Source organism: Arthrobacter tecti, from assembly GCF_054511355.1.
The window spans coordinates 167,949-191,779 of the sequence record NZ_JBTNCT010000005.1; the positions used below are offsets into that span (position 1 = coordinate 167,949).

27 protein-coding genes and 1 pseudogene are annotated in these 23,831 nt (G+C 63.2%); 9 read left to right on the forward strand and 19 right to left on the reverse strand.

What is annotated here, in order from left to right; translation table 11 throughout:
- Positions 1-250: 250 nt before the first annotated feature.
- Positions 251-2,104, forward strand: coding sequence for an S-layer homology domain-containing protein (locus tag ACX80C_RS08615; RefSeq protein ID WP_459326046.1), 1,854 nt, complete (start codon positions 251-253; stop codon positions 2,102-2,104).
- Positions 2,105-2,154: 50 nt separating this feature from the next.
- On the opposite strand, the gene ACX80C_RS08620 is transcribed toward ACX80C_RS08615, so the two are convergent.
- The gene (locus ACX80C_RS08620; protein WP_459326047.1) at positions 2,155-2,385 is read right to left on the reverse strand and encodes a CDGSH iron-sulfur domain-containing protein; all 231 of its coding nucleotides are present in this window, start codon (positions 2,383-2,385) and stop codon (positions 2,155-2,157) included.
- A 202-nt stretch (positions 2,386-2,587) separates the two neighbouring features.
- On the opposite strand from ACX80C_RS08620, the gene ACX80C_RS08625 reads away from it, so the two are divergent.
- Genes ACX80C_RS08625 through ACX80C_RS08635 form a run of 3 tightly spaced genes read left to right on the forward strand, consistent with a single transcriptional unit; the run spans position 2,588 to position 4,451 of the window.
- Positions 2,588-3,406 carry a hypothetical protein gene (locus ACX80C_RS08625; RefSeq protein WP_459326048.1) on the forward strand — a complete coding sequence of 273 codons (819 nt, stop codon included), beginning with the start codon at positions 2,588-2,590 and terminating at the stop codon, positions 3,404-3,406.
- Entirely contained in the window at positions 3,406-3,867 is a 462-nt protein-coding gene (locus ACX80C_RS08630) for a phage holin family protein (protein WP_459326049.1), read from the forward strand. Before ACX80C_RS08625 ends, ACX80C_RS08630 begins: the two co-directional genes overlap by 1 nt.
- Positions 3,864-4,451 carry a DUF3618 domain-containing protein gene (locus ACX80C_RS08635; protein ID WP_459326050.1) on the forward strand — a complete coding sequence of 196 codons (588 nt, stop codon included), beginning with the start codon at positions 3,864-3,866 and terminating at the stop codon, positions 4,449-4,451. Before ACX80C_RS08630 ends, ACX80C_RS08635 begins: the two co-directional genes overlap by 4 nt.
- An 18-nt stretch (positions 4,452-4,469) precedes the next feature.
- On the opposite strand, the gene ACX80C_RS08640 is transcribed toward ACX80C_RS08635, so the two are convergent.
- From ACX80C_RS08640 to ACX80C_RS08675, 8 genes are all read right to left on the reverse strand, one after another.
- Positions 4,470-4,949 (reverse strand): MarR family winged helix-turn-helix transcriptional regulator, encoded by a 480-nt coding sequence (locus ACX80C_RS08640; protein ID WP_459326051.1) that lies wholly within the window; start codon positions 4,947-4,949, stop codon positions 4,470-4,472.
- Between the two features lie 78 nt (positions 4,950-5,027).
- Positions 5,028-5,351: an L-rhamnose mutarotase gene (locus ACX80C_RS08645; protein ID WP_459326052.1), complete on the reverse strand. Its 324-nt coding sequence runs from the start codon at positions 5,349-5,351 to the stop codon at positions 5,028-5,030.
- A gap of 104 nt (positions 5,352-5,455) precedes the next feature.
- Positions 5,456-5,629 (reverse strand): CsbD family protein, encoded by a 174-nt coding sequence (locus ACX80C_RS08650; protein WP_167995148.1) that lies wholly within the window; start codon positions 5,627-5,629, stop codon positions 5,456-5,458.
- 71 nt (positions 5,630-5,700) lie between these two features.
- Complete coding sequence (locus ACX80C_RS08655; RefSeq protein ID WP_459326053.1) at positions 5,701-6,309, reverse strand: Asp23/Gls24 family envelope stress response protein; 609 nt, start codon at positions 6,307-6,309, stop codon at positions 5,701-5,703.
- 20 nt (positions 6,310-6,329) lie between these two features.
- Positions 6,330-6,896 carry a DUF6286 domain-containing protein gene (locus ACX80C_RS08660; RefSeq protein WP_459326054.1) on the reverse strand — a complete coding sequence of 189 codons (567 nt, stop codon included), beginning with the start codon at positions 6,894-6,896 and terminating at the stop codon, positions 6,330-6,332.
- A complete protein-coding gene (locus ACX80C_RS08665) occupies positions 6,893-7,303 on the reverse strand; it encodes an Asp23/Gls24 family envelope stress response protein (protein ID WP_459326055.1) in 411 nt (136 codons plus the stop codon). Before ACX80C_RS08665 ends, ACX80C_RS08660 begins: the two co-directional genes overlap by 4 nt.
- Before the next feature lie 6 nt (positions 7,304-7,309).
- Positions 7,310-7,492 carry a DUF2273 domain-containing protein gene (locus tag ACX80C_RS08670; RefSeq protein WP_459326056.1) on the reverse strand — a complete coding sequence of 61 codons (183 nt, stop codon included), beginning with the start codon at positions 7,490-7,492 and terminating at the stop codon, positions 7,310-7,312.
- Between the two features lie 25 nt (positions 7,493-7,517).
- A complete protein-coding gene (locus ACX80C_RS08675; protein ID WP_459326057.1) occupies positions 7,518-8,039 on the reverse strand; it encodes an Asp23/Gls24 family envelope stress response protein in 522 nt (173 codons plus the stop codon).
- Between the two features lie 168 nt (positions 8,040-8,207).
- Between ACX80C_RS08675 and ACX80C_RS08680 the strand changes: the two genes are divergently transcribed.
- The 3 genes from ACX80C_RS08680 to ACX80C_RS08690 are packed head-to-tail and all read left to right on the forward strand — an operon-like array spanning position 8,208 to position 9,690.
- The gene (locus tag ACX80C_RS08680; protein ID WP_459326058.1) at positions 8,208-8,783 is read left to right on the forward strand and encodes an RNA polymerase sigma factor; all 576 of its coding nucleotides are present in this window, start codon (positions 8,208-8,210) and stop codon (positions 8,781-8,783) included.
- Complete coding sequence (locus tag ACX80C_RS08685) at positions 8,780-9,376, forward strand: hypothetical protein (RefSeq protein WP_459326059.1); 597 nt, start codon at positions 8,780-8,782, stop codon at positions 9,374-9,376. Before ACX80C_RS08680 ends, ACX80C_RS08685 begins: the two co-directional genes overlap by 4 nt.
- Positions 9,373-9,690, forward strand: a complete 318-nt coding sequence (locus tag ACX80C_RS08690; RefSeq protein WP_459326060.1) for a hypothetical protein — start codon at positions 9,373-9,375, stop codon at positions 9,688-9,690. Before ACX80C_RS08685 ends, ACX80C_RS08690 begins: the two co-directional genes overlap by 4 nt.
- A 3-nt stretch (positions 9,691-9,693) precedes the next feature.
- Here ACX80C_RS08690 and ACX80C_RS08695 read toward each other — a convergent pair whose 3' ends face one another.
- Together ACX80C_RS08695 and ACX80C_RS08700 are read right to left on the reverse strand one after the other, a co-directional pair.
- Entirely contained in the window at positions 9,694-10,095 is a 402-nt protein-coding gene (locus ACX80C_RS08695; protein ID WP_459326061.1) for a hypothetical protein, read from the reverse strand.
- Between the two features lie 14 nt (positions 10,096-10,109).
- Positions 10,110-11,600: an MFS transporter gene (locus ACX80C_RS08700; RefSeq protein WP_459326062.1), complete on the reverse strand. Its 1,491-nt coding sequence runs from the start codon at positions 11,598-11,600 to the stop codon at positions 10,110-10,112.
- A gap of 126 nt (positions 11,601-11,726) precedes the next feature.
- On the opposite strand from ACX80C_RS08700, the gene ACX80C_RS08705 reads away from it, so the two are divergent.
- On the forward strand, positions 11,727-12,107 hold the full coding sequence (locus ACX80C_RS08705) for a helix-turn-helix domain-containing protein (RefSeq protein ID WP_459326063.1): 381 nt from the start codon (positions 11,727-11,729) through the stop codon (positions 12,105-12,107).
- Positions 12,108-12,122: 15 nt separating this feature from the next.
- Positions 12,123-12,620, forward strand: a pseudogene (locus ACX80C_RS08710) (MmyB family transcriptional regulator); the annotation flags it as partial.
- Here ACX80C_RS08710 and ACX80C_RS08715 read toward each other — a convergent pair.
- The 8 genes from ACX80C_RS08715 to ACX80C_RS08750 form a co-directional block, all read right to left on the reverse strand.
- Positions 12,617-13,867 carry a type II toxin-antitoxin system HipA family toxin gene (locus tag ACX80C_RS08715; RefSeq protein ID WP_459326064.1) on the reverse strand — a complete coding sequence of 417 codons (1,251 nt, stop codon included), beginning with the start codon at positions 13,865-13,867 and terminating at the stop codon, positions 12,617-12,619. The pseudogene ACX80C_RS08710 and the gene ACX80C_RS08715 overlap by 4 nt on opposite strands.
- Complete coding sequence (locus ACX80C_RS08720) at positions 13,864-14,118, reverse strand: helix-turn-helix transcriptional regulator (protein ID WP_459326065.1); 255 nt, start codon at positions 14,116-14,118, stop codon at positions 13,864-13,866. Before ACX80C_RS08720 ends, ACX80C_RS08715 begins: the two co-directional genes overlap by 4 nt.
- A 685-nt stretch (positions 14,119-14,803) precedes the next feature.
- Positions 14,804-18,238 (reverse strand): P-loop NTPase, encoded by a 3,435-nt coding sequence (locus ACX80C_RS08725; RefSeq protein ID WP_459326066.1) that lies wholly within the window; start codon positions 18,236-18,238, stop codon positions 14,804-14,806.
- A gap of 2 nt (positions 18,239-18,240) precedes the next feature.
- Positions 18,241-19,053: a TIGR02391 family protein gene (locus ACX80C_RS08730; protein WP_459326067.1), complete on the reverse strand. Its 813-nt coding sequence runs from the start codon at positions 19,051-19,053 to the stop codon at positions 18,241-18,243.
- A gap of 132 nt (positions 19,054-19,185) precedes the next feature.
- Positions 19,186-19,941 carry a TatD family hydrolase gene (locus ACX80C_RS08735; RefSeq protein ID WP_459326068.1) on the reverse strand — a complete coding sequence of 252 codons (756 nt, stop codon included), beginning with the start codon at positions 19,939-19,941 and terminating at the stop codon, positions 19,186-19,188.
- Positions 19,938-21,218 (reverse strand): queuosine biosynthesis protein queC, encoded by a 1,281-nt coding sequence (locus tag ACX80C_RS08740; protein WP_459326069.1) that lies wholly within the window; start codon positions 21,216-21,218, stop codon positions 19,938-19,940. Before ACX80C_RS08740 ends, ACX80C_RS08735 begins: the two co-directional genes overlap by 4 nt.
- 5 nt (positions 21,219-21,223) lie before the next feature.
- Positions 21,224-22,087 carry a hypothetical protein gene (locus tag ACX80C_RS08745; protein WP_459326070.1) on the reverse strand — a complete coding sequence of 288 codons (864 nt, stop codon included), beginning with the start codon at positions 22,085-22,087 and terminating at the stop codon, positions 21,224-21,226.
- A complete protein-coding gene (locus ACX80C_RS08750; protein ID WP_459326071.1) occupies positions 22,077-23,831 on the reverse strand; it encodes a KAP family P-loop NTPase fold protein in 1,755 nt (584 codons plus the stop codon). Before ACX80C_RS08750 ends, ACX80C_RS08745 begins: the two co-directional genes overlap by 11 nt.

A 23,831-nucleotide genomic window follows, 5' to 3' on the forward strand; every position in this document is an offset into this window, starting at 1 on the left:
ATCAATAATTCGATTGGCCTTTATTCCGTCGAATTCGAATAGGCATTCGAGCGTCTTGCGTTGAAACTGCGGAAAAACTGAGCCTATTGAGATAATCCTTCGCATATCTCCGGCGTTTTTCCGTCAATTCATAAACATATACTTGGTGCGGGACCTTTAAAGGGCTGAGCTTTCAGCGCCCCGGGCGTCGCTTCTTCGGGGGAAGTGCGGCGCCCTGGGTCCCATCTCACTCGTACCACCAAGGATCAACATGGCTCTACTTCAGCGTTCCACCGCGACGCTCACCGGCGTTCTGCTCCTGGCGGGCAGCCTCACGGTCGGGGTTTCCCAGGCATCGGCAGAAACAGCCGGGACACCGCCGGCCGCCACACACGATCATGACCACGGCGGGATGTCGCAACTCCAGATCGAGAGCGAATCGGCGCTCGGCCTACCGGACAACCTCAAGCTTTCCGATCACACCTTCGAGGGAACAGTCCCATCAGACTCCCAGCGGGGTGGGGCTTCGCCGCAGGGTGCAGCGATGTCTCCGCTGGGAGCAGGCGGAACGCTCTCGCGTAGGGGCAACATCGACGTCAAGCTGGTAACCGTCGATCTGGCTGACAGCGGAGCGCAGGTTCCATATGACACAGCCAAGCGGGCCGTCGATCAGGCGAATGCCTACTGGAAGTCGATGTCCAACGGACGCATCACCATGTCCGTGGGATCACGCGTCATCAATCACAAGTCCGCAGCACGCTCCACCTGGAGCTATTCGGACATCATGAACAAGGTCACCGCCGAGCTTGGCTGGAGCTACAGCCCGTACAAGGCGCTGGTTGTGTTCATTCCTTCCGGGCTACAGGGCGGGATATTGGGCTACGGCTGGAGTAGCAACGGGACCAGCGGCCGCATTCTCATGCCACAGATCACCAACTTCACCACCAATGTGATGGCGCACGAGTTTGGGCACGTGCTGGGCCTGATGCACGCGGATTCCCTTGAATGCACCAATGGCGCATCCGATACCCCGGTCTTCGGTTACGGTTGCGGCATCCGCGCCTACGGCGACACGTCGGATCTCATGGGTCTCTCCCGCTGGTTCGACACGCCGGCGATCAGCTCCAGCTTCTGGGACTACGGCGGGTTCGGCCGCGGCGATGAGATCCTTAACGCAGGTGTTGTGGCCGGGCGCAAAACATACACCCTACGGCCCTGGGCAGGAACAGCTGCGAACCGGGCAGTGAAGTTCACCGATCCGCGCAGCAGGGAGACCTACTACCTGGAACTCCGAACTCCCGTCGGCTTCGATGCCAACCTTGCCGTCGGAGGCAACCGCGGTGTGAAGATCGTTCAGAACGGTGGCGCGACGTCGGCGTCTTCAATCGCCCTCATGCCGTCCACCCGGCGGTACTCCGGCTACTACGCCAGTAACACTGCCTGGCAGGCAGGCCAGGTCTTCACCACGCACGCCGGCACAACAGTCACGATCAATTCGGTTGCGAACGACCGCGCGGTGGTAACGATCGACGCCGGCCTTCCGTTCAAGGACCTGCGCGTTTCCACGCTCCGCAACGAGATCGAATGGCTTGCGGCAAACAAGCTCACGAACGGCTGGCCCGATGGCACCTACCGCCCGCTGAGCACCATGACCCGCGAGCAGATGGCAGCGTTCCTCTACCGGCTGGCGAATCCAGGCGTTCAGGTTGCTCCGAAACCGCGGACGGCACCCTTCCGGGACGTTCCCACGAACCACGTCTTCGCCGGGGAGATCGCCTGGATGAAGAACATGGACGTGGCAAACGGCTGGTCGGACGGGTATTTCCGCCCCACGTCGCCCATCATGCGCGACCAGATGGCTGCATTCCTGCACCGTTACGCTGCCCATGTATGCGCCGTGCCCGCGGCCGCCAACTACCGGCCGGGGGCTTCGAGCTTTGTGGACGTGAATTCATCCACCATCTTCAATCATGAGATCTCATGGATGGCGACGGCAGACATCTCCCACGGATGGGTTGCCGGTGGAAGGACCGAATACCGCCCGCTGGCACCGATCACCCGCGAACAGATGGCTGCGTTCATTTCGCGTCTGGACGGATACCTGGACCGAAACGGCGGCTGCTGACCCTCGAACCCAACGGTGGGCCTTCCCAGATGGGAGGGCCCACTGCCTGTTTAAGCGTCTGTTTCCTGGTCAGGGTCGCTGCGGAAATTAATGAGTTTGTGCGTCCCGTCGCAGTACGGCTTGATGGTTGATGCACCACACCGGCACAGCGCTACGGTCTTACGACGGCGGGGCACCGGCTCACCTGCGGGAGTCACGATTGCGACGTCGCCGCGCACCAGAAGCGGGCCATCCGGGCACACGACGATGCTTTCCCCATCGTTCCCGCTTCGGTTCCCCATAGTGCCTCCTTCAATGCGCAGCGGCGCGTTGGCGCCACCCATCCCACGATACTAAGCCTGCTGGCTGTCAGCGCGATCGGCCGCGGAATCTCTGTTGAAACAATTTCCGTTGCAGTCTTGTGATCATATAGTAAGCATGCTTATCGTGGACGTGCGATGACTTACTTTCCTGCGAGTCCTCCACACAATAGAAGGAGTCATTATGAGCACACAAAATTGGTCAGAGGACCCACTGGTCACTTCACGCACCGGCGAGGACGGCTACCCGCCCCCCGTGCAGTCAACGGAGCAGCCGCCCGGGGATTCACCCGGGCAGTCGACGACGTCGGCCGCGAAGCACGAAGCCAAGGATGTGGGGCGTGAGGGCGTCGATGCGGCGAAAAACGTTGCATCCACCGCCGGCTCGGAAGCCAAGAACGTAGCCCATGAGGCCGGCGCCCAGGCCAGGAACCTGATCGGCGAGCTCGGTTCGGACCTCAAGAGCCAGGCGGGCACCCAGCAGCAGCGGGTCTCCGAAGGATTGCGGTCACTGAGCGATGAACTCCGCTCCATGGCAGACAATTCAGAAGGCGGTACGGCGCAGCAGCTGGTACAGCAGGCGGCACAGCGGACCGGCAGTGCCGCCTCCTGGCTCGACGGCCGAGACCCCGGCTCCCTCCTTGATGAGGTCACCGGGTTCGCACGACGCCGGCCAGGCACCTTCCTGCTGATCGCAGCCGGCACCGGCCTACTCGCCGGCCGCCTCGCGCGCGGCCTTCAGGGTGGAACCGACACGAGCGGAAGCGCCGCTGCAGGTGGAGGGATGCAGGGAGCGGGAACCACCGGTACGGCCGGCGGCCAGCACGCCGCTACCTATCCGCCTGTACCGGACGAGTACGGGACCGGGGCGCCGGACTATGACACCGGCGTCGGGAATTCGCCAACAGTGCCGCCCGCGGCGCCTCCGGCAGCCCCCGCGACGCCGTTCACCGAGCCCCAGCCGGGCGTGTCACCGACCGAACCGCGAAGGGACTATCCGTAATGACTGAGCCACACGTGCACGGATCGCATACTGCGCAACCAACCCCGAACCTGGACACGCACCTCGACACCGACCGCGGGCAGGACAATTCGCTGGGCCATTTGCTCAGCGAGGTAACGGGTGACCTGTCCACCTTGATGCGCCAGGAACTCGAGCTTGCCAAGGCCGAGCTCCGCGAATCGGGCACCAAGGCCGGCAAGGGTGCGGGAATGTTCGGCGGCGCCGCTGTTGCCGGACACTTTGTGCTTCTGTTCCTCTCCCTGGCCCTCATGTGGGGGCTGGCCGAACTCATGGGGCTCGGTTGGGCCTCGGTGATTGTGGCCGTCCTCTGGGGCATCATCGCCGCGGTACTGGCTTTGACGGGGAAGAAGGAAATGAAGTCAATCAAGGGCCTGCCGCAGACCGCTGAGACAGCCAAGGAAATTCCGCCTACGTTGAAACCGGGAGAGCACACGCCATGAACCAGACACCTGACGAAATCCGTGCAGACATCGAACGCACCCGCAGGGAACTCGGCACCGATGTGGACGCCGTTGCCGACAAGGTAAGCCCTTCGAACATCGCGCACCGGCAGACCGACAAGGTCAAGAACACGTTCGGCAACGTGAAGAACAGCGTGATGGGTTCGGCACACGATGCCTCGCACTCAGCGAAGGACCGCGCACACCACGCCGGGGACGCAATGCATGACGCTCCGCATCGCGTGGCGTCCAAGGCGCAGGGCAATCCCCTCGCAGCAGGGCTGATCGCCTTCGGCGCGGGGCTCCTCGCGGCGTCGCTCATCCCCGCCAGCGAAAAGGAGAAGGAAGCCGCGCAAGCTGTCAAGGAAAAGGCACAGCCGCTGGTTTCCGAAGTGTCGGACGCCGCCAAGCAGGTAGCGGAGGACATGAAGGAGCCGGCGCAGCGTGCGGCCGACTCCGTCAAGGAGAGCGCAACCCAGTCCGCCAACACGGTGAAGGACGAGGGCACACACGCCGCGTCCGATATGAAGGACCGGACACAGGACGCGAAGTCCAACGTCCAGGGCGGCGCGAACAACCCGTAACCTGCCTTGGTCGGAAACCTATCGGCGTCGGAGCTCCTCTTCGACGCCGATAGTTTTCCGTCCTGCGCCTATCGACACCGGCCTTCCGGGGAGCAAGTCCTCGATGAGGTCGATCAGAAGGTTCCTCAGACCCGGGGCGGCGCGGTCCAGGTCCAGCATGAACTCGTGCTCGTCCTTTTCAACTGCGTTCAGGCTGGTGGAGCCGAGATCGGTCAGGCGAACCATGAAGATTCTCCGGTCGCTGGCGCTGCCTTCCCGTGATACCAATCCCTGCTGTTGCAGGCGCACCAGCGTCCGGCCCACGGTCTGTGCGGTGATGTGAAGCTGGTCGGCCAACTCAGTTTGCGACGCCGCACCGAGCGTCTGGATAGCGCGAAGTGTGATGAATCCGGCGTGGGTTATACCGACGCCCAGGAGCCGCTCATTCCAGGCGTTCTCGGTCAGACGGGCGGCGGTGGTCAACAACCGCTCCGATGACCAAAGCTTTGTGTCCGCCATGGCTACTTCTTCCGCTGTCGGTCAGATCAAGGGATTCGTAGTCCGGTGGCTAACGGATGGCTGCTACCTGAGATGGCGTTAGTCAGTATGGAAAACCTCAGGCAGCTCGTGCCACCACTGGCCTTCGCCGCGTTCCGCGACGGGACGCTGCAGCGGACTGCATACGGCCCACCACCGCTGGGTGGCGGGGTCCTCAGCCATGCGGGCCATATCGGCGTCGTAATCGTCTCCGACGTACTCGAAGTAGGAGAAGAGCATCTCGCCGTAGCGGTAGATCGAGTAGTTCCTGATGCTGCTCTCGGCGATCTGCGCAAGGACGTCTGGCCAGACAGCGGCATGCAGGGCCTCGTACTCAGCCGCGCGTTCTGCCGGCAGACCGATAACTGAAGCGATTCTTCTCATTTTTGTACCCCTGACCGATTGTTCTTGCTGCGGTTCAGAATACATTCGGATTACGAGTGGAAGCCCCGATCCTCGGACCGGGGCTTTCACTCAGTGAAGTGAGGCTACTTCTTGAAGGCGTCCTTGACGTTTTCGCCGGCGTTCTTCAGGTTGGCCTTCGACTGGTCCCGCTGGCCTTCGGCCTTCAGGTCCTCGTTGCCGGTGGCATCGCCGTGGCCTTCCTTGACCTTGCCGGCGACCTTTTCAGCTGCATTCTTGATCTTGTCATCGAGTCCCATGGTGTTCTCCTTTTTCTGGGTGTGCTGCCGGTTCGTTACCGGCAAGGTCTGTATCTCCAGAGGCTACTTTCCTAGAGGGTTACTGTGGAGGTCTTGCGGGTGCGGTTGTCCACATCCACTTCGATTGCCAGCCGAGCCAACGGTGCTCCAAGGCTGGAAGCAAGGTGAGTGGCGACGTCGTGCTCTATGGTTGCCAGCACACGCTGGGTCTGGGCGCGTGGGCTGATGGTTACCTTCATGGTCAGGTCCGGCGCACCGGCCGATCCGCGCAGCACGCTCCGGGCGCGCAGCACATCCGGAATGCCTTCGGCTTCGGCGTTTACTGCTTCCTGCAGCACATCCGGGTTCAGGGTGGTCATCCCTGTGGCGGCATCCTGCTGGATCCGGTACCTGCCCGCCTGGTGCCGCTTGGGAACCTGCGCGGCCAGCCAGGCGAGTGCAAGGATAACCAGCACGGCTCCAGCGGCAATGAGGATCCCTGGTAGCACCGGGCTACCCGCGACGACGGCGGGATCCACCTGCGCGGCGGGTCCGGAGGGTTCCGGTGTGCGGAGTCCTGCCGGCAGCAGACCGGCCAGGAGACCGGTTGCGACCAGTAGCCAAGCCACTGCTGCAAGGGTAAGGACCAGTCCGACGACGGCGAGCCACGTTCGGTTCAGGCGTCCAGCTGAGTGCCTCATGGTTGTCTCCTTCGAAGGGTTCAGTCGAGCTTGTGGGTATTGGCGGAGACACGGATGCGCGGTTCGGTGAGGGGGCCGGCGTCCTGCAGTGCCCGGGTGAGGGCCTGGTGCACCCGCTCCCGCAGCTCCGCCGTCTGGATGAGGTAAGTGCTGACGGTGACCTCGAGCTTGCGCTGCGACGCCGTCGCAGCGGCGGACTCCACGCCGTCAACCTGCTCGGCCCGCGCTTTCGCAAGCCGTGCAAGCGCGTGGCGGCTCATCACGTACTCGCTGGTCGTCGTCGTTGTTCCCTGGTTCGTCGGAGCGCCGAGCCTCAGCGAAGTGAATTTGCCCGGCAGGGCGGCGCAGAGCATGAGGATCAGCCCTGCCGCGAGCACCACGCCTGCGACGGCTACAGCCACAGAGCTGTTCCAGGGCGTCCGGGCAGCGCCGGCAGCGCTTTCGAGAACTCCTGTGTTTCCGCGCGCGGCGTCGATGCCCAGCCACAGCGCACCTGCGCCGAGTATCAACAGTACGACGGCGGTGATCACCGCGGGGATGGTGCGTGCGGGCCTACGGCGGAGGGGCCGGGGACTTCGGCTGCTCATTCGAGTTCCCTCCTGCCGCGGGCCGTGTCACTGCTGCCGGTGTCCAACGCGGTGACGTCGATATCGAGACGCCCCACCGTGACTCCGGTCCAGGACTGCAGCGCCTTACTCACGTGGTCGCGGAGCCGTTCGGTACCGTGGCGCAGGTCCAACGGATAGATCAGGGCCACCGCGAGGTTCACGAAGGCGGTGTTCCCTGCCAGTTCGATCTCCGCTTTCGGCCGGGCTGAAAGGTCAGTCTCCCTGCCGATGCCGAGCACGCCCCCGCTCATGCCACCCACGAAGGGAAGCTCCGAGGCGGCCTGCGAGGCGATCTTCCGCAGGACCTTCTCGTTCAGGATCAGTGTGCCCCGCTCGGTGGGAGGCCGGGCGCCTGCAGTTCCGGCATCTGGAGTTTGGGTGTCCATTCGAAGTCACCTCCGGCCGGAGCGGTTACCGAGCAGTTCCTGCACGTCCAGCTTGCCGTCCAGGAAGCGCCCGACAGCCAGGCCGATGGCTCCGAAGACAATGACGGCCAACAGCTCGAGGAAACCGCCGAAGATCACGACGACCCCCAGAATCAGACCGGTGAATAAACCAATGGTGCTGCGTGACATCGCAGGTCTCCTTCCGTGACGGTTCCTACTGGAGTTCCGTCTCGCGGTTGCTCTTCTGGCCTGGCTCGTCCTGGTCCTGGTCGCCGGGAAGGTGGACATCGGTGACGTTGATGTTGACCTCAATCACCTCAAGACCGGTGGCACGCTCCACGGAGTTGATGACGTTGCGGCGGATGTTCTGGCTCATCTCGACGATGGAAACCCCATATTCGACGACGACGCTCACGTCGATCGCGGTCTGCCGCTCACCCTTTTCCACGCTCACGCCGCCGCTGACGTTTGTCTGCGAGCCGGGGATGCGCTCGGCGATCTGGTCAAAGGCCCGGCGGCCGGCGCTGCCCATCGCATGCACACCAGGCACTTCGCGGGTGGCCATGCCTGCGAGCTTCTGGACAACAGTCTCAGCGATCACGGTGTTGCCGTGGTCGGTGTGCAGCGGGCCGGTCTTCTTCTGCTCCTGGTTCTTCTCCTTGTTGTTTTCCGTGCCCGGCATTTGACCGTTCGGGGTTCCCTGCAGGTTCTTTTCAGTGGTCTGGTTCTCAGCCATTTTTCGCTCCTTCACGCATCTGCGATATTCGCTTACATAGATAAGACGGAGGCATCGGAAGATTCGTCACGCGAAACCGACAAGTATTTTCTGGACACTTCGGCGGCCGTGGTGGAATGGGGTCGTAGAAGTCGTAGAAGTCGTACAGGAGGCAGAAGGGAGCCTGGTGTGTCACCAGTTGCCCAGTCCCGCGCCTCGAAACTGGCGGCGGCGCCGGACCAGGTGCTCGTGGAGCGCTCGATCGATGGTGATCCTGCTGCATTCGAAGTCCTTATGCGCCGATACGCCCGGTTGATGCGCGCCTATGCCATCCGGCTGGTGGGCCCGCATGGCAGCGACTCCGACGACGTCATTCAGGAAGCATTGATCGCTGCGTGGAACCGGATGGAAGACGTCCGTGAGAGTGCGTCTGTGAAGAGCTGGCTCATGACGATTGTCAGCCGCAAGTCGATCGACCTGATGCGCAAGCGGCGGCTCAGTGAGAACATTGATGACCACTATGAGCTGGAATCGCCGGTCCCAACGGTGGAACGGCAAGTGGAAGCCCGGTCCGCGGCGGACGCACTTTCGCAGGCGCTCGCCACGCTCCCTGAGGAACAACGCCAGTGTTGGGCGTTACGGGAGATCGGCGAGATGAGCTATTCGGAGATCGCTGCGGAACTGGGCACCAGCGAATCAACCGTCCGCGGCAGGCTGACCAGGGCCAGGGCCACCCTTGTACGGGAAATGGAGGCATGGCGATGAGCGACAGGCAGGACGACTACACCGGCGACGTCCTCGGATGCGGGCGCACCATTGACGAGCTCGACGATTACCTTGCAAGCGGCCGCACCCCCGCGATCCGCGAGATCGAGGACTGCCCCGAATGCCAGGCGGCCCTGGACGCGCTGTCCCGCCTTCGTTCCCTGACTCCGCAAGTCCTGGAGCGGGATGTTGAACTTGCGGACGAGGACGACTCCTGGCTAAACGAACTCTTCAACCACATCTCCATCCAGGCACGTCCAGGCAGGTCCATTCCCGTTCCGAGCGAGGACACCGATCTTCACCTCTCCCAAACCGAGGGGGCAATTCTGTCGCTGATCCGAGCGGCGGGCGACGCCGTCGACGGCGCACTCATCGGCCGCGTCAAGCTGCAGGGCGACATCACGACGCCCGGCGCTGAGGTTTCGGTCGACGTGCGTGTCTCGGTGTTCTGGCAGGGCGAGCCGCTGAAACCGCTCGCCGATACCATCCGGCAGGAGATTCGGGAAGCGCTGGAGCGTCACACCGAGCTGCACGTCACCGCCATCCACATCACCATCGCCGACATGGAATTCGCCACCGGAGAAGAAGCATGATCACCCCCGCCGAGCTCACGGAGCTGATTCACCAGCATGACGGCGTGGTTACCACCTATCCCACCGGCGCGTTCGCCGCCGTCGTCGGCCAGGTGGCTTCCCGGCTTACTGATACCGAGCGCGACCGCGTTCAGCTGACATCCGCAGACGGCACCGTGGAGGTGAAAGCCAGGATTGGAGTGTACGACGACGCCGAGTCACCTTCCCTGCTGCGCTCCCTCGGCGCGGCGATCAAGGCGGCGGTGCTTCCATCCGTGGCGCCCGGCACCCGGTGCACGGTGATCCTCGAGATCGCGGCCATGAGGGTGCGCTGAGCGTTACGCGCGGAACAGCGCGGCGAAGGGTTCAACGGCCACAAGGCCTTCCGCCATCGCCCGCATCGCAGGGTCCACGGAGACCAGCGCATCGGCCTGCAACTGGGCAACTGCCACATACTCGGCGTCGTGCGTTGATTCCCAGTGCTGTTCACGCGCGATCTTCCAGGCTGTCCTGCGGGAGACCCGGTCGCCCAGCAGGCGCATCTTCGTTTCGGTCAGCCGTTCGTGCTGCTGCAGGGCCTCGGATTCGCTGAGGTCACCGCGTTGAACTGCGACGAACAGAAGCGAGAGGGCCTGTGAACGGATAAGGTTCGGGGCCACCAGTTGGTGCTGTTCGTGGACTTGTTGGTTAGTCCCGATGAGGTGCAGGAGGGTGGGTGCGTCGATCACGTAACGCGTCATGGCAGCACCCTAGCTCAGCCTGGTGCTGCTTCGCGTCCGTCCAGAGTCCTGTTGCCCGAAGCCTGAAGCCTAACCCGCGGCGCTTTCAGGAAGAGCGCAAGAACGACGGCGGTCGCGGCACAGAGCCCGGCGTTGACCCAGATGGCTGTGGTGACCCCGCTGAGCACGGCCGCCGTCGTCGTCGTCGATCCCAGCGCATGGATCTGCGCGCTGAAGACCGCACTCATGACGGGAATGCCCATGGTGATTCCAATTTGCTGGCTCATGGTGGCGAGCCCCGTGGCCAGGCCCTGCTCCCCGTCGGGAAGACCCGAGGTCGCGGTGACCATGAAGCCGACGATCACCACGAGGTTAGCTACACCACCCACGAAAGTCGCTCCCAGGAGCAGGAGGATCGCTGTCCCACCGGTACCAAGCAGAACGAGTGTTACCGTCGCGGCTGCCTGGACGCTAAACCCATAAACGATCGCCCTCTTGCTGCCGATCCTCCCAATGATTTTCGGCCCGATCATTCCGCCAAGAACCGTACCGGCGCCAAGGACGGCGAACGACAGCCCGGCCGCAAGCGGGGTGTATCCGAGAACCTGCTGAAGATAGAGCGTCAGCAGGAAGACCAGGGACGTCTCTGTAAGGAAAGCCAGGATCCCCGCGATGTTGCCCCACGCAATAGCGGGCCTTTTGAGGATGCCCAGCGGCACCAGCGGGAACTGCGCCTGATGCTCGATGGCAGTAAACCCAACCAGCAATAGTCCGGCCAGCGCGAGGGCGCCGAGCGTCACTGGGTGCGTCCAGGAGGTTTCGGCGGCGTGGGTGAGCCCGTAGATGAGGGCAAGCAGGCCGAGCGTTGCGGTGATCGCGCCGGGAACATCGAGCCTGGTTTTGCCGGACGGTTTGCTTTCTCCCAGGACCATTGGGGCGAGCACCAGCACGACGACGGCGACAGGCACGTTGATGAAGAATGCCCACCGCCAGCTCAGCACGTCAGTAAGAAAACCGCCGAGGATCGCGCCGGTGGTGAAGCCTGCGGCCATGAGAGCGCCGTTGAGCCCCAACGCTTTATCCCTGAGTGGGCCCTCTGCGAAGGATCCCAGCAGCAGTGACAGTGCTGCGGGTACAACGATCGCCGTCGCGATTCCTTGCGCAACCCGGGCGGCGAGCAGGACCGCCGGATCCGTAGCCAGCCCACCGAGGAGGGAACCTGCACCGAGGAGCGCCATGCCGATGAGGAACATGCGCCGCCTGCCAGCCAGGTCCGCGACGCGGCCGAAGAGAAGTGTGAAACCGGCGGCGCAGAGGGCAAAAGCGGTGGCAATCCACTGCAGATTCGCAAGGCTGAACCCGACGTCGGAGCCGATGATTGGCAGCGCGACGTTGAGGATGGAGAAGTCCACGGCGAGGGTGAAGCTCGCCGTGAGCAGAACGGCGAGGGTGAGTCGCTGCTTGCCAGTCATGCGTTCGACGGGCGGTACGACGGTGGGCTGCTCGGTGATGTTTGGGCTGGGCATGGGTTCCTTCGGTGCTGGTTTGCTGTGCTTCCAGCGTGTGTGGAATTGAATAGCGCAACCACACCCTGCTGTGGGTAGCACTGTCAGGAACAGGACAATGTCCGCTGTCCCGGGCAGTATGGGGTGATGAGCAATGTGGGTGAACTGGGGGAGTTCCATAGGGTGCGCAGGGCTGCGCTCCAGCCGGACGACGTCGGACTTCGCAGTTTTGATATGCGCCGGGTTCCGGAGTTGAGGCGTGAGGAGATTGCGATGCTTGCCGGCGTCAGCAGTACGTATTACACGCGGCTTGAACAGGGGCTCAGTAGCAACGCCTCGGACTCGGTCATCGAAGCGTTAGCGCGGGCACTGAACCTGAACGACGACGAACGCGTCCACCTGAAGAATCTCGCACGTCCGGTGAAGCGCACACGCCGGGCACCCCGCAAGCCAGATTACGTGCGCCCGGGCATGGCCCGTCTGATCCTGTCCATGTCGGCGACTCCCGCCGTCGTACTTGGGCGTTAAAGCGAAGTCCTCGCGTGGAACCCGCTGGGGCACCGGCTGGTGGCCGGGCATCTCGACTTCGATGCACCAACCCGTCAGTCAACGAGGCCGAATCTGACTCGCATGCTGTTCCTCGACGAGCACACACGGGAGCTCTATACCAAGTGGGATGACGAGGCTGCCAGGGCGGTCTCGTCCCTGCGTCTGATTGCCGGTGCAGCGGTGAGTGATCCCGAGCTCACCGAACTTGTAGGCGAGCTGACCGTGAAGAGCTGTGAGTTCGCACGCTTGTGGTCTGGGCATCCGGTGGTGAATTGCGTATCCGGTAGGAAGTATCTGCGCCACCCGGAAGTTGGCTACCTGGAGCTGGACTTCGAGGTGCTCGTCTCCCCGGACAGCTCGGGGCACCGGGTCCTGCTGTATACGGCCGAACCGGGCAGCCCCGGGTATGAGGCGTTGCAGTTGCTTGGATCGCTGGTGGCGGAGCCCTCAGGGATGTCCGGGCCCTCCGGGCAAATGATGGGTTCCATTTAGGCGAGGCTGCGCCGGGCGGTGTGTCCGTTAAGAAGGTCTTGTGCCCGTGCCGGCACGAGTTCGCGCAGGAAGCTGATCTCCTCAACGTTCGGCGTCGCAGCGGCGGCTTCGGCTGCTGATTCCAGGGCTTGAGTTGCGGTGAGGCGGGCTTCGGAACCCTGCAGACCCCATGCAACGCCCTCGTTGACCAGGTGCTCAAAGGTTAGGTATGGCAGTCTGATCTGGCCGCCAAGAGTATGACCGGCGTTGACCGAAGCGGAGTACAACAGCAGGGTCGGTGCGGCGTCGTACAGCGGCGCCAGGCGGACCTCCCCGCCATCCAGGATGAGCAAGGCGTAGTTCTTCGAATGCGCATCCCCGTTCCCTATTAGCGCGTTGAAGGTGACTGCGCGCAGCAGTTGGCGGAGGAATTCTTTCTCGTTGCGGGTGTGGGGCGCCGCCAAAGAGGTGAGCTTGGTCAAACGCGATGGGGAGGCCGTCGTTCCTTCGTACTTGTTGGCACTGGAAAGCCCTAACGCCTGTGTGAAATCCTCCTGATGCACCCGACCACCTGAGGGTGTGCGGTCGAACCGCTTCACGACGATTGCCGTGCGGGAGCCGAACGTTTCAAGCCAACTTTCCGCAGCGGGCAGTCCCGAAGCAGCCGCAACCTTCAGCGCCCAGTCCTCGGATGCAAGGAGATGAGGCACCGGAGAATTCAGCGGTTCCGGTTTGATGATGTGGGTCGAAACCGCGCCGCTGCCGGGCCAGGCCCAACCACCGTCGATCCGGCTTAGGAGAACCTTCGATTGGACTCCGCCGAGGGAGGCGGTGATCATGAAGTCCTCCGGCAAGTCCCATGTTGGTAGCGCCTCAACGATATTCGCGACCTGGCCGGGTGTGAGCGCCTTGCCGTGACCCGTCTGCTGAGGGTTCACACCAGCAGGCAGTACCTGCACTGCGCCGGCGCAGTCTGCTCCCAATACACGAAGCAATCCGAGAGCGTCCGGTGCCGAAACACCGTTGTCCATTGCGAGCTGCGACCTTACCTGGCCCTCGGGAAGGAGCCCGTCGAAGTAGTTGTAGACAGACGGCCCGGTGATTTTCTTTCGCGACAGGGGCAAGGACAACGACAGCAACGTAGCGCCGGAACCGTATTCGGCGACAACGTCTGCATCGTATTGGAAGGCGAGCCTCAGTGAAGTACCGGTAAGCATTCCGATATGCCGACCATGCAGGAAAACTTCCATACCCTGCTGTGAGTTCACTGCTTGACCTGCAGCCTTGAGAAGCGAGGTACTAATGCCACGTCGCGACCAAGAACGCGGATCGCCTTCATGGCTACGATGACGGAAACTGCTTCACCACTCTCCAACCGAACAACTGTTCCTCTTCCCACGCCAAGGCGGACTGCCAGCTCCTGCTGGGTCATGCCTAGTTCCTTGCGGGCTTCACCAATCGAGCGGCCCAGCGACACGGCATCGACGGCGCGGTAGAAGGGGGTCGTCTCGTGTTCCATATATCGATCATACGTCGTTTTGGACGGAATGATCGATATATGCTTCATTTGCACTACTTCGGACATTGTTCGACATGTCGATCACGCTTGGCACATCCTGCCTATGTCAGCCTGGATGATTTTCATCGGGCTAATCCCGTGATTGGTGCGATTGGTCTGTTTGTCTCCACGCTGATGAGGCCGAATCCTGAAGGACGGCGCTTCGATGAGGTGCCGAGCGACGCGACGCTGCTTTGAGCGCGTGGTGTCTGACGACAGGAGTGGACCTAGCGGGAGGCTTGTCGAAACTTGCCCCGGCACTTGTTCGAACGGCAGCGATGCACCGACAGATCAGACGGAGAGGCAAGAGTTCGGCTCCTGGTCAGGCTGCCCGCGTACGACATCGAACGCGGGTCAGCGAAGCGGCCCTACTGGCGGCGGAGGTTCGTTACGAGGCCGGTGCAACGCTACGCGAGATTGCCCCTGACCTCTCCGTCAGTCGGCAACGACTAGCGTCCCTACTTCGTGCCCGCGGCGTGAAGCTGCGCCGGACGACACCGTCCCCCTGGGAGGTCGACGAGATGGTCCGCAGGTACGAGTCGGGCGAATCACTCGATCGCGTGGGCTCGCGCCTCGGGTTCTCGGCTGGGACTGTGCGGAATCACCTTCTAGGTGCTGGGACGGTACTGCGCGATACGCATGGGCGCTAGCCAACAGTCGTGTCTTGAGGCCGAAGTCGTGCGAGGGCCGGGAACCGGCGTAGCAGGGCTTCGGCCTCGGACTGGACGTGTCCACCGGCTCGGGTGGCACGAAATACTAGGGGTGCGATCTGGTCGCGGCGCCAGTGCCCGTAGCGCTGTGGACGTCTGATAGCTCGGTCCCACTTCGACACGGCGCCTTCGGGGAGTTCTGCGATAAGCGAGTCGATCAGGGCGGGGTCGAGACGATCACAGACCTCGACCCATGCGCCGAGGTTGTCGAAGGGGCTAGACGTGTTGTTGCTCAAGCCCTCGATCATTCCACCTCGGTTGGCGACCGCTACCTCCAGTGCGACGTCGGCGTCATGCTCGGCGAGGCGCGCTACAACAGCGGCGGCCCAGCCCCAATGATGGTGATCGAGTCCAAGGTCGAGGGGTAAGCCTCGCCGAAGTGCCCGGGCTGCCACGTCCGGCGCCATGAACGCTATGAGTGAGTCGAGTTCGATGAGTGATGGTTCGAGTCGGTCAAGGATCGTCTCCACTTCATCTGGCTTCTGCTCAGACAGTTGCAAGCAGAGGTAGAGACCCGTCCGGGTTGGTCGCCCTTCTGGGACTGCCAGCGATTCTTCGAGTCTGGCGAAGTCGAGACGGTTTGCGACTGCGGTGAACGTGGCGGAGTCAGCCTTCTCCAGGAGTCCGATAAAGACATCGAAGTTCATTTGTCCCCACTGGTCCTGCGGACCAGAAAGGGTCTGGGCGACTTGGTCTCTATTGAGTTCGCGAACGAGGGCGCGGGCCGCCGGCCGGCACACCGCCGGCAGGTTGGCTCGGTCGCCGAAGGTGATGGCGGCGTATCCGAGCGTGTGGAGCGTCAGACTGAACAAGTCGTTCCATCGTCGGACTGGGTCGACCATGAGTAGTGACGCGATCTTTCGTGCGGCGTGCTCGACCAAGCGTAGGGATAGGTCGTGGTCGGCGGCCGCGAGGTTCTCGACGAGCATCGAGATCTGGTGCAGCTCTGGCGAGCCATCGTCTAGCATCTGCTTATAGGCTGCCTCGTCGAGATGGGGCTTGATCGATTCCCGGAGAGGTTCGCCGCCGATGTTGCACAGGCGGTCCAGCGCGTGTGAGCTTGAGTAGATGTGCGGCCAGCCGCCGTCGAGGATGAGGGTCGCGAGCCGTGGACCGTCGGCGAACTTGGCGACTTGTGCAGCGAACTCTGAGTCAGGCCGGTGCAAGCTATTTGCAAGGTCTCCGAGCGCCCAGCCGTTCTCGGGCGCGATCGCCTCGTACCACTCTTTGATTCGGGCGCTGTGTGCGCGGACGGTGTCGATCACTGCCCCGTCCGAGTAGGTCATGACCTCGGACAGCAGCTGAGCTGCTTCCGTGATGTCGAGGTCTGCGGGGATTGCGAGCGCGCGCCGAGCGAGTTCGTCGTAGAGCGAATCCGAGAGCACTCCTTCGTGCCGGAGTATCCATCGAGCGTCGGTATCCAGGTTGCGGCCGACGAGCCATGCGCACCCTCGTAGGGGTGTTGAGGATGAGGTGAGTACGGAACCGATGAGGGCGCCGACCGTCTTCCGGTCTGCTTCGATCTCTGACTGAGGAAGCTGCGGCGAAGGTGACGGTGTCGCATCTGCAGCCTCAGCTGTTGCATCCGCCGTCGTCTGAGCTGGTGGTGTCGCGGAGGCGATCGGGGGAACTTCAGGTCGGTGGTGGGGCGGGAAGACATGTCGGGGTGGGTGAAGGCTCCAGGTGATGACGTTCAGCGCTGCCTGTAGATGAGCGCAGCGTATGCGACCGTCAGCCTCGGAGATTAGGCGCCGGGATCGCAGCTCTTCGAGTGCTCTTACGAGCCATTGCTCGTCTCGTTGAAGGATGGGAAGGAGGACGTCCAGTTCGCTTTGGTCGACTCCGGAGTCGACTCCGCCGACTTGAGCAACGGCGATGGCGGCCAGCGCCAGGTCTGCCCGGTCTTGGTCGCGAAGTTCGAGTGCTTGACGACGGACCCTTCGCCATCCGCCGGTGAGAATGTATGCGAACTGCCAGGTGGTGTCCTGGCGTTCGGCGATGTCGATGCGCTGTTCGAAGTGGAAGTCACGAGGGTGGTTGCCCACGTGGTCATCGAGAGCACGTATGTGAGGAAAGAGGGTCGAGCGCTGTTCCCGCACGAAGTGTGCGAGTCGGGTGACCGCGCTGCGGGCACTGAGGTGGACTGTGCGGACGCCGCCTGCGACGTGATCGATGCCCACGATGAGCACGAGCCTGTCGGGAGCGGCGGCTTCTGCGAGTTCGCGCACCGCGTCGGTGGTGAGGTCCTGAGCGTCGTCGATGAACAGGACCTTGCGGTGTGGGAAGGCGGCCAGTTCGGTGAGCCAGGAGCGCACACCATTCTGGCGTGCATTGTCACGCAAGCGTAGGATTTCGTATCCGTCATTCATCAAGCTTCGGAGTGCCTGATAGGCGCAGATCGACTTGCCCGACCCCGTAGGGCCATTCAAGACGACCGCGCGATCGTGTTGGAGTGAGCGCGTAACCGTTTGCACCTCGTCAAGCTCCGGGCAGGAGTCCACATCCTGCGGGCCGAGGCGCTGACCAGCGAGCCAAGATTCGACGCCTCGGGTGCCCGCGTAGCTCACCGTGTGCCACGCTGAGCGTTCTTCTCGGAGGGCGTACTTTTCGGCTAGCAACGGGAGGGCGACCTCGGCCGTCTCCTTCAGGTCATCGGTTCCCGTCGTGTGTGGCCCAACGCGGATTGTTCGCCAGGACTGATCGAGTGGGTGCACCAGCTCGTCTACGACGACCTGATCGCTTTCGGAGTAGCCGACAACAAGGAGAGTGCGGGCGTGTGTTGCGCGGAACTGGGTGATCGTCGCTAGCACGTCAGATGAAACCACTCCGGGCTCATGCGGGAGTGTCCAGCGGTCGTCTGGCTGCGCGGCGTCTCCGTGCGGTTTGAAGAGCACGCCTGCGGGCAGTGAAGTTCCGTAGAGCCGCTGGTAGGCGCGTTCAAGCGCGGTGTCCCAGTTGAGCGAGACGACGCATTCGATGACGCCTGCGTGAATGAGGCGAGCGAGGGCTTCGTGTGCCACCGAGGGTTGCGCGCTACGTTGCCCATCGAGTTCAGCGAACTGGCCCTGGAATCTGGCACGCGCGACTGAGTTGCTTGCGACAGCGGCCCAGGCTTGCTGAACATCTGCCCAGGCGTCCCCAACCAGAGACTTTGCCTCGGCGTCGTCGCGGCCCAATGTGGTCGCCAAGTCCGATCGCGTGGCTGCGTCAGAGTCCAGAGCGTTCCACAAGAGCGAGGTGAGGCCTCGGGTGGCGGGAAATCGACTACTTATCGACAACCCGGCACCCACCACGGCGACTCCGCCCAGGGTGAGCGCTGTGTCGGTGTTGGCGATGCGTGTTGACAGGTCAGGTGAAGCGGCTCCAGCCATGCTCAGATTCCTTCACCGTCACCTGAGATGGCCGCGTCCAGACGACGATGGATCATAGACAGCGTTCCCAGAACGTCCAGAGCGTCCAGCTCGCTCATCGTCCAGTACAGCTTTGGCTCGTGGGCCACGGGATTCCGGAAAGCGCTGAAGAGTCCTTTGGCAAGGTTGGCGATACCCAGTTGCTCATCGCGCTCGGTTCGGGTTCGGCCATCGTTGATCCGGATCCGTGGGCTTGAGCCAGCCATCGTCTTTTCGATGAGACCGTATCCATCCGCGTCGACACCAGTCTGAGAACGAATGCGCGACCCCAGACCCTTGATCGCCTCGAAGACCGCTTCGTAGTAGTCCTTCCGAACGAGGTCTTCTCGGCAGTACGCGAGTACCTCGGCATGTGCTCCGCGTTGCTCGAGAATCTTGTAGAGCCGCTCGGAGCGAGCCAGCGCCTCAGTGTCGGTGGACGCCTTCTTGGCGGTCGCGACCCGTCCGTCAGCGAGCACTTTGAGGCTCACCAGCGATAGAACCTGATTGAGCTCATCGCGTGCGATGTCAGCTCGGGACTTGCGGTCGAGTGTGCGCTCCGGTCGCAGGGCGGCGCGCACAAGGGCGACCAGCGCATTACCGTTGCCCGTAATCGCCTGGTTGTTGGAAACGGCGTGGGCGATTCGGCGCCATTTGGTGTGTCCTTCGCCCGGGTCAGAGCGAAGCGGCACTTCGGACATGAGGCGCGTAAGTTCGGTACCGGTGTAGAGGTTTCCAACAATTTTGGAGATACCCTCGACAGTTCCGGAGGGAAAGATGCCAATACGATTAGTCATTTCTCCCCCATCCATTACCAGCCGACAAACGGGCATCGGCCGAGAACACACCTTCAGACAGCAAATGGGCCGCCGTGCGTGGCAACGAGACCGAGAAGTATGTGTGGCGCGAACGCATGGCAGTCCTTCCGCCTACAGGTAGAGAAGAGTGTCGGCGACTGGCTCTGGCAAACGTTCGATGGCTCCGGAGCGTTCGCTCAGGGTGCGCAGGTTCCACCAGGTTCGGGCGCGAACCTCTTCGGGGGTCTTGTCCCAGATCTGGCTCAGCAGGTGTTCGATGCGCTGTGTGTCGGCAGGCTTGTGGGCGCGAATCTTGCGAGCAGGGAAGTCCGTCTCGCACAGGACTCGCTCCGGGGGCAGCTGCCTGATCTGGTCTTCGGACATCGCGGCGTTGACCGAGAAGTACGCGTCGGTCTCGACAGCACCGGAGATGTCGGCGGAATCACCGTTGAACCAATGCAGGATCGCGCCGCGCATATCGGCGTCGTGAAGGTGTTCGACGACCTCGGTTGCAGCGCCGCTGCTATGGACGGAGACGAGTACCGGTTCGCTGCGGACGATGCTCAGCACATCCTTCAAGATCGCACGTTGGCGCCCCAGGTCACCGCCGCGGCGGTCGAGACCGACCTCCCCGACCAGGGCGAACGAGCCAAGCAGATCGGTGAACTGCTCGGGGTCCCATGCCTCGCGCGCTGCCGCTACGCCGGGGTGGACACCGATCCCCCAGACGAGTGCTGAGTCTCGCCGGTTCTTGACTTGGCGGGCTTCGTTCAGGCTCCGGGTCATGGCGAATACCACGGACTGTCCGAGCGCCGCGACCTGTGTCGGCGTGACGTCGGGCGCGATGTGAGCGTGGGCGTCTAGTGCGGGAAGAGCAAAATTGCTCATGTCAGGACCACATTTCCGAGTTCGGCCAGACCTCGGCGGGCGAGGTCGCTGATTTCGTCCAGGTCGGCGTCTGGGGGCCAGGTGCCTGCGTCGATCACGTCGTCGTCGATGCCACGAGTTGTCGCGTATGAGATGGCGGCACGGTCGCTGTAGCGCCGTTCAAGAAGTTCGAGCCGCGCGTTTCCAGTGAGTTCGTTGGACAGGTAGATGGTGGAGTCGTTGACGCCGGGGGCAATGAATGCACCCCGGCGGGTGACGCATGCGTAGCAGAGGCCACAGTTGAGGGTGGAGTTTCCGCCCTTGATCCGAGCGCCGTCGAGTTTGCTGCAGGAGACCGTGAGTCCAGCGATGCGATCCCAACCGCTCGATGGGTGGCCGTCAGCGACCAGCCGCATTTCCTCCCCCTTGGTGTAAGCGGCGAAGGGGTTGGTCACGGCGAGTGACAGGTCAAGGCTCTGGAGGAGCGTATTGATCCGATAGAAGGTCTCGGGGTGAGTAGAACGAGTCGAGAGCGCGCCGGCCCGATTGGGGTGCAGTGGGAGGTTGAGGCTGGTGAATCCGTTCTCCGGCACGAAGAGTTTGGAGGCGCCTCGGCTGGCGGCAACGGCGGTCCCGAGCGCGACGAAGAGCAAGGAGCGGCTGCGGCTGGAGCTTTCCTTCTTGTCTGCGACTTGGGTGAACTCGATCTGCGTGTACGAGGGCGGTGGAGTGTGGGCCTCCTGTAGCCAGCTATGGACAGTGTTCTGGGCTCGACGGACAGCGGTGGCGGTGTCGTAGTGGCCCACGAATAGCGGCGACTCACTCAGGGTGGAGAGCAGGTGCAACGCTCCCAGATAGGAGTCGAGTCCTCCGCTGAGGAGCGCGACAGAGTCCGAACCATCAGAGGCTTCTGCGACCGGGTCATTCGGGGTGGTGGGGTCCTGGACGAGCTGGAGTTCCCAGGTGTCGCCGGTGAGCCAGAAAAGTAGCTGAGCGAGCTGGTCGATCGCCTCGCCCTCCCACGGCTCGGGATCGGCCACCTCGACAGTGAGGTGAAGTCGCCGAGTGAAGGCGCTGGGCCTGCCAGAGAGCCGGTCGACGAGGTAGGCACCGCCCGCGATGCGGACCAGATCGATCGCCTGCGTCGGGACTGGGCCCAGGGAGGGCAACCACCAGCCGATGGCGCTCTTGACTGTGTCCGTCTCGCCTGCCGTGGTGGGCCACCGTAGATGGTGACGATCCGCCGGGGGCTGGTTGGTGGAGGCCTCGCCGGAGACATAGAAGTGCGTGAGCGGCATGTCGTCTACCTCGCTCTCAGAACGCGAACGGCTCGTTGGGCAAGATCAGCGGCCGCCTGGTGAAGGGCGTTCGCTGAGAGCGCGGGGCTGGCGTCGATGTCGAGGCCACGAACCTTCGCGTCGATCCAGCCGCGCAGCATGCGCTCGCGGACGACTGCCTCGTTACCGTCAAGCGTTCCGTTGGTGATCTGGTCTTGGAGTTCGACGAGTCCCAGCTGGAAGATGTACGCGCTGACGAAGCCTTTGATTGCCTCGGTAGCGGTCGGGGCCTCGCCTTCGGTCCTCACGATCTTCTTGACCTGTTCCGTGGCCGCTTGGCGGATGGCCCGGTCGTCGGGGTGTCCGTCGTCCCCGATCATGAGGGTGACGAGCCTGCTGATCCGAGCGCGCGGGCTGAGGGAGTCGAACTCGGCGAGCGACAGGCCGTAATCAGCCAGCCGCTGGGCGTCGCGATCTCGGAGTGCGTAGGCCGCGCCGATCGTCGCGCCACCGCGTGAGGCTCCCCCAATCACCTGCCGAGTGGACCGGCTCCCAGACCGTCCGGCGCCTGCGGAGCCTCCGCCGGCGCCCGCTCCTCCTGCACCGGCGCCACGGCGGCCGGGAACACGTGGGCGCGGAATGGTCGGGACGACGTTGCCTCTGGTTGCCGGATCGTCACGCCAGAGGGCATCGATGAGTGCTTGCCCGACCCAGTCGAGGTCGGACACAGGTTGCCTCGGTTCAAAGAGCTGGTCGGAAGACTGGGAAGGGTCTGGCTCTCCAGTGTCCGTGCCGGTGCCGGTGGTCCCTGAGCCGAGGTCGGACCATGCTTCTCGGAAGTCGTTCCATTCGGCGGAGTTGCTGCCGCCGTACGCACCGCTAGTTCCCATTGACTTGCTCCAACTCTTCGCGCGCGGCGGTCTGCGTCGACGGGTGCAGTGTGGTGTCCTGAGCGGCACGTCTCACGAGCTGTATCAGAGTAGGTCGTCCACTGGTCGCGAGTTCGACGACGGCACCTGGAGTCAGTCGTGATCCCCAGCAGTGGGCTTCGACTCCGGCTGCCACCTCCTGCTCCAGTGCGGGTGTCTTCCCGACCCAGAGCACTGCGCCGCGGACCACTGCTTCGCCGTCATCCAGGCGCTTGGTCGTGGCGAACAGGACGTCGAGAGCTGCCAGCTGCTCGTCCTCACCGCGCTCGCTCAGGGAGTCGGCGGCCACGTTCCGCGCGGCTTCACTCTCGCCTAGCAGATCGTTGATGAGCGCCACTACGTCGTCGGATACCTGGGCGCCCATACTCACGTTGATCAGGCTCGCAGCGAGCGTGAGATACGGGTCAAGGTTCTCGTTACGCAGTGACGGACGTGCAGCGGCCCACTCCTTCGTCCCTTCGTCGATGCCCTCTGGGAGGGTCGCGTCCTCGCCCTCCTCACCGGATGGATTCGCCCATGCCTCCCACCTGGCCACGATGGACTTGCGCTCCTGAACAGGCGCCCCGGCCAGCGTATTGAAGGACGTGCGGTGAAGTTCTTCCAGCAACAGCATCTTGATCATCACGGCCGGCGGGATCATGACGCCGCGAGCGCGGGCGACGGACTCCCGGACGCCAAACGCGTTGAGGAAGCGCTTGATCTGACGTGGGTTCGAGCGCCGATCCGCACTCAGCCCTTCGGCAAGCTGAATCGCAAGTGCAAGGTCCTCCTCGGCTGGCTTGACGGCGAGGCCGTCGAAGTCGTGCAGCAGCGGAGTCTGGTGGGCATTGCGTCGGGCGCGAACATGCGCCGCGAGGGCGTGCAGATCTGTCTCCTCCATGGAGCGGCCAGCGATGAGGAGACCGATGTAGGCCTCCGCATCGGCGGCGGACAGGCGCGGCAGGGCGATCGGGAGCTGAACGATCTTCTCCAAGTACCGCTTGGCGAAAATGTCTCCGCGGCGAGCGCCATCGAGGCTGACAGAGATGGCGTCGCGGACCATGTCCTGATCGGCAGCCAGCACGAAGACCATCTTCTCGGTGGAGAGGAAGAGCTTGATCGCCTCCAGCGTCGCGGTCACTGCGTCTGGCAGGCAGCGGTCAAGGTCATCGACCAGGACGACCACGCGCTCAACGTTCGGGATCAGCGCGAGCAGTTCCTTGTAGGCATCATTGAAGCTCGCCATCGAGTCCGGTCCGCCTGGGTCCTTGGGCTGGAAGATGTCAGCGATCTGCTGCGGGTCAACCTGGAAGGTCAGCGCTCCCTTGGCGATTGCGACTGCGGCGCGGCTCCAGCTGATGCGCCCCAGCAGTTCCTTGGCCTTCGCTGCGACCTTTTCTTTGGTCGCCGGATCGGGGATCTGGCTCTCGATGCCATGCAGAATCTCTGAGATCAGCGTTCCCTTGACGTCCCCCAGGTCGTCGTAGGCCCACGGATTTGTTGAGACAACGAAGCACGTGTTGTCGTCTTCGAACTCGGCCTCGATGAGCTTCAGGATCGTGGACTTTCCGCCACCCCAAGGACTCTGCACCGAGAGAGTCAGCGGATGGATGTGGCGTTCGCGGACCGCAGCGACGATCGGCTCGACCACGGCGTCGAACCCGAGGAGGTCCAACGTGCTGGGGTTGTCGTCCCAGAGCCGGATTTGTGGAGGTGTCGCCGCCAT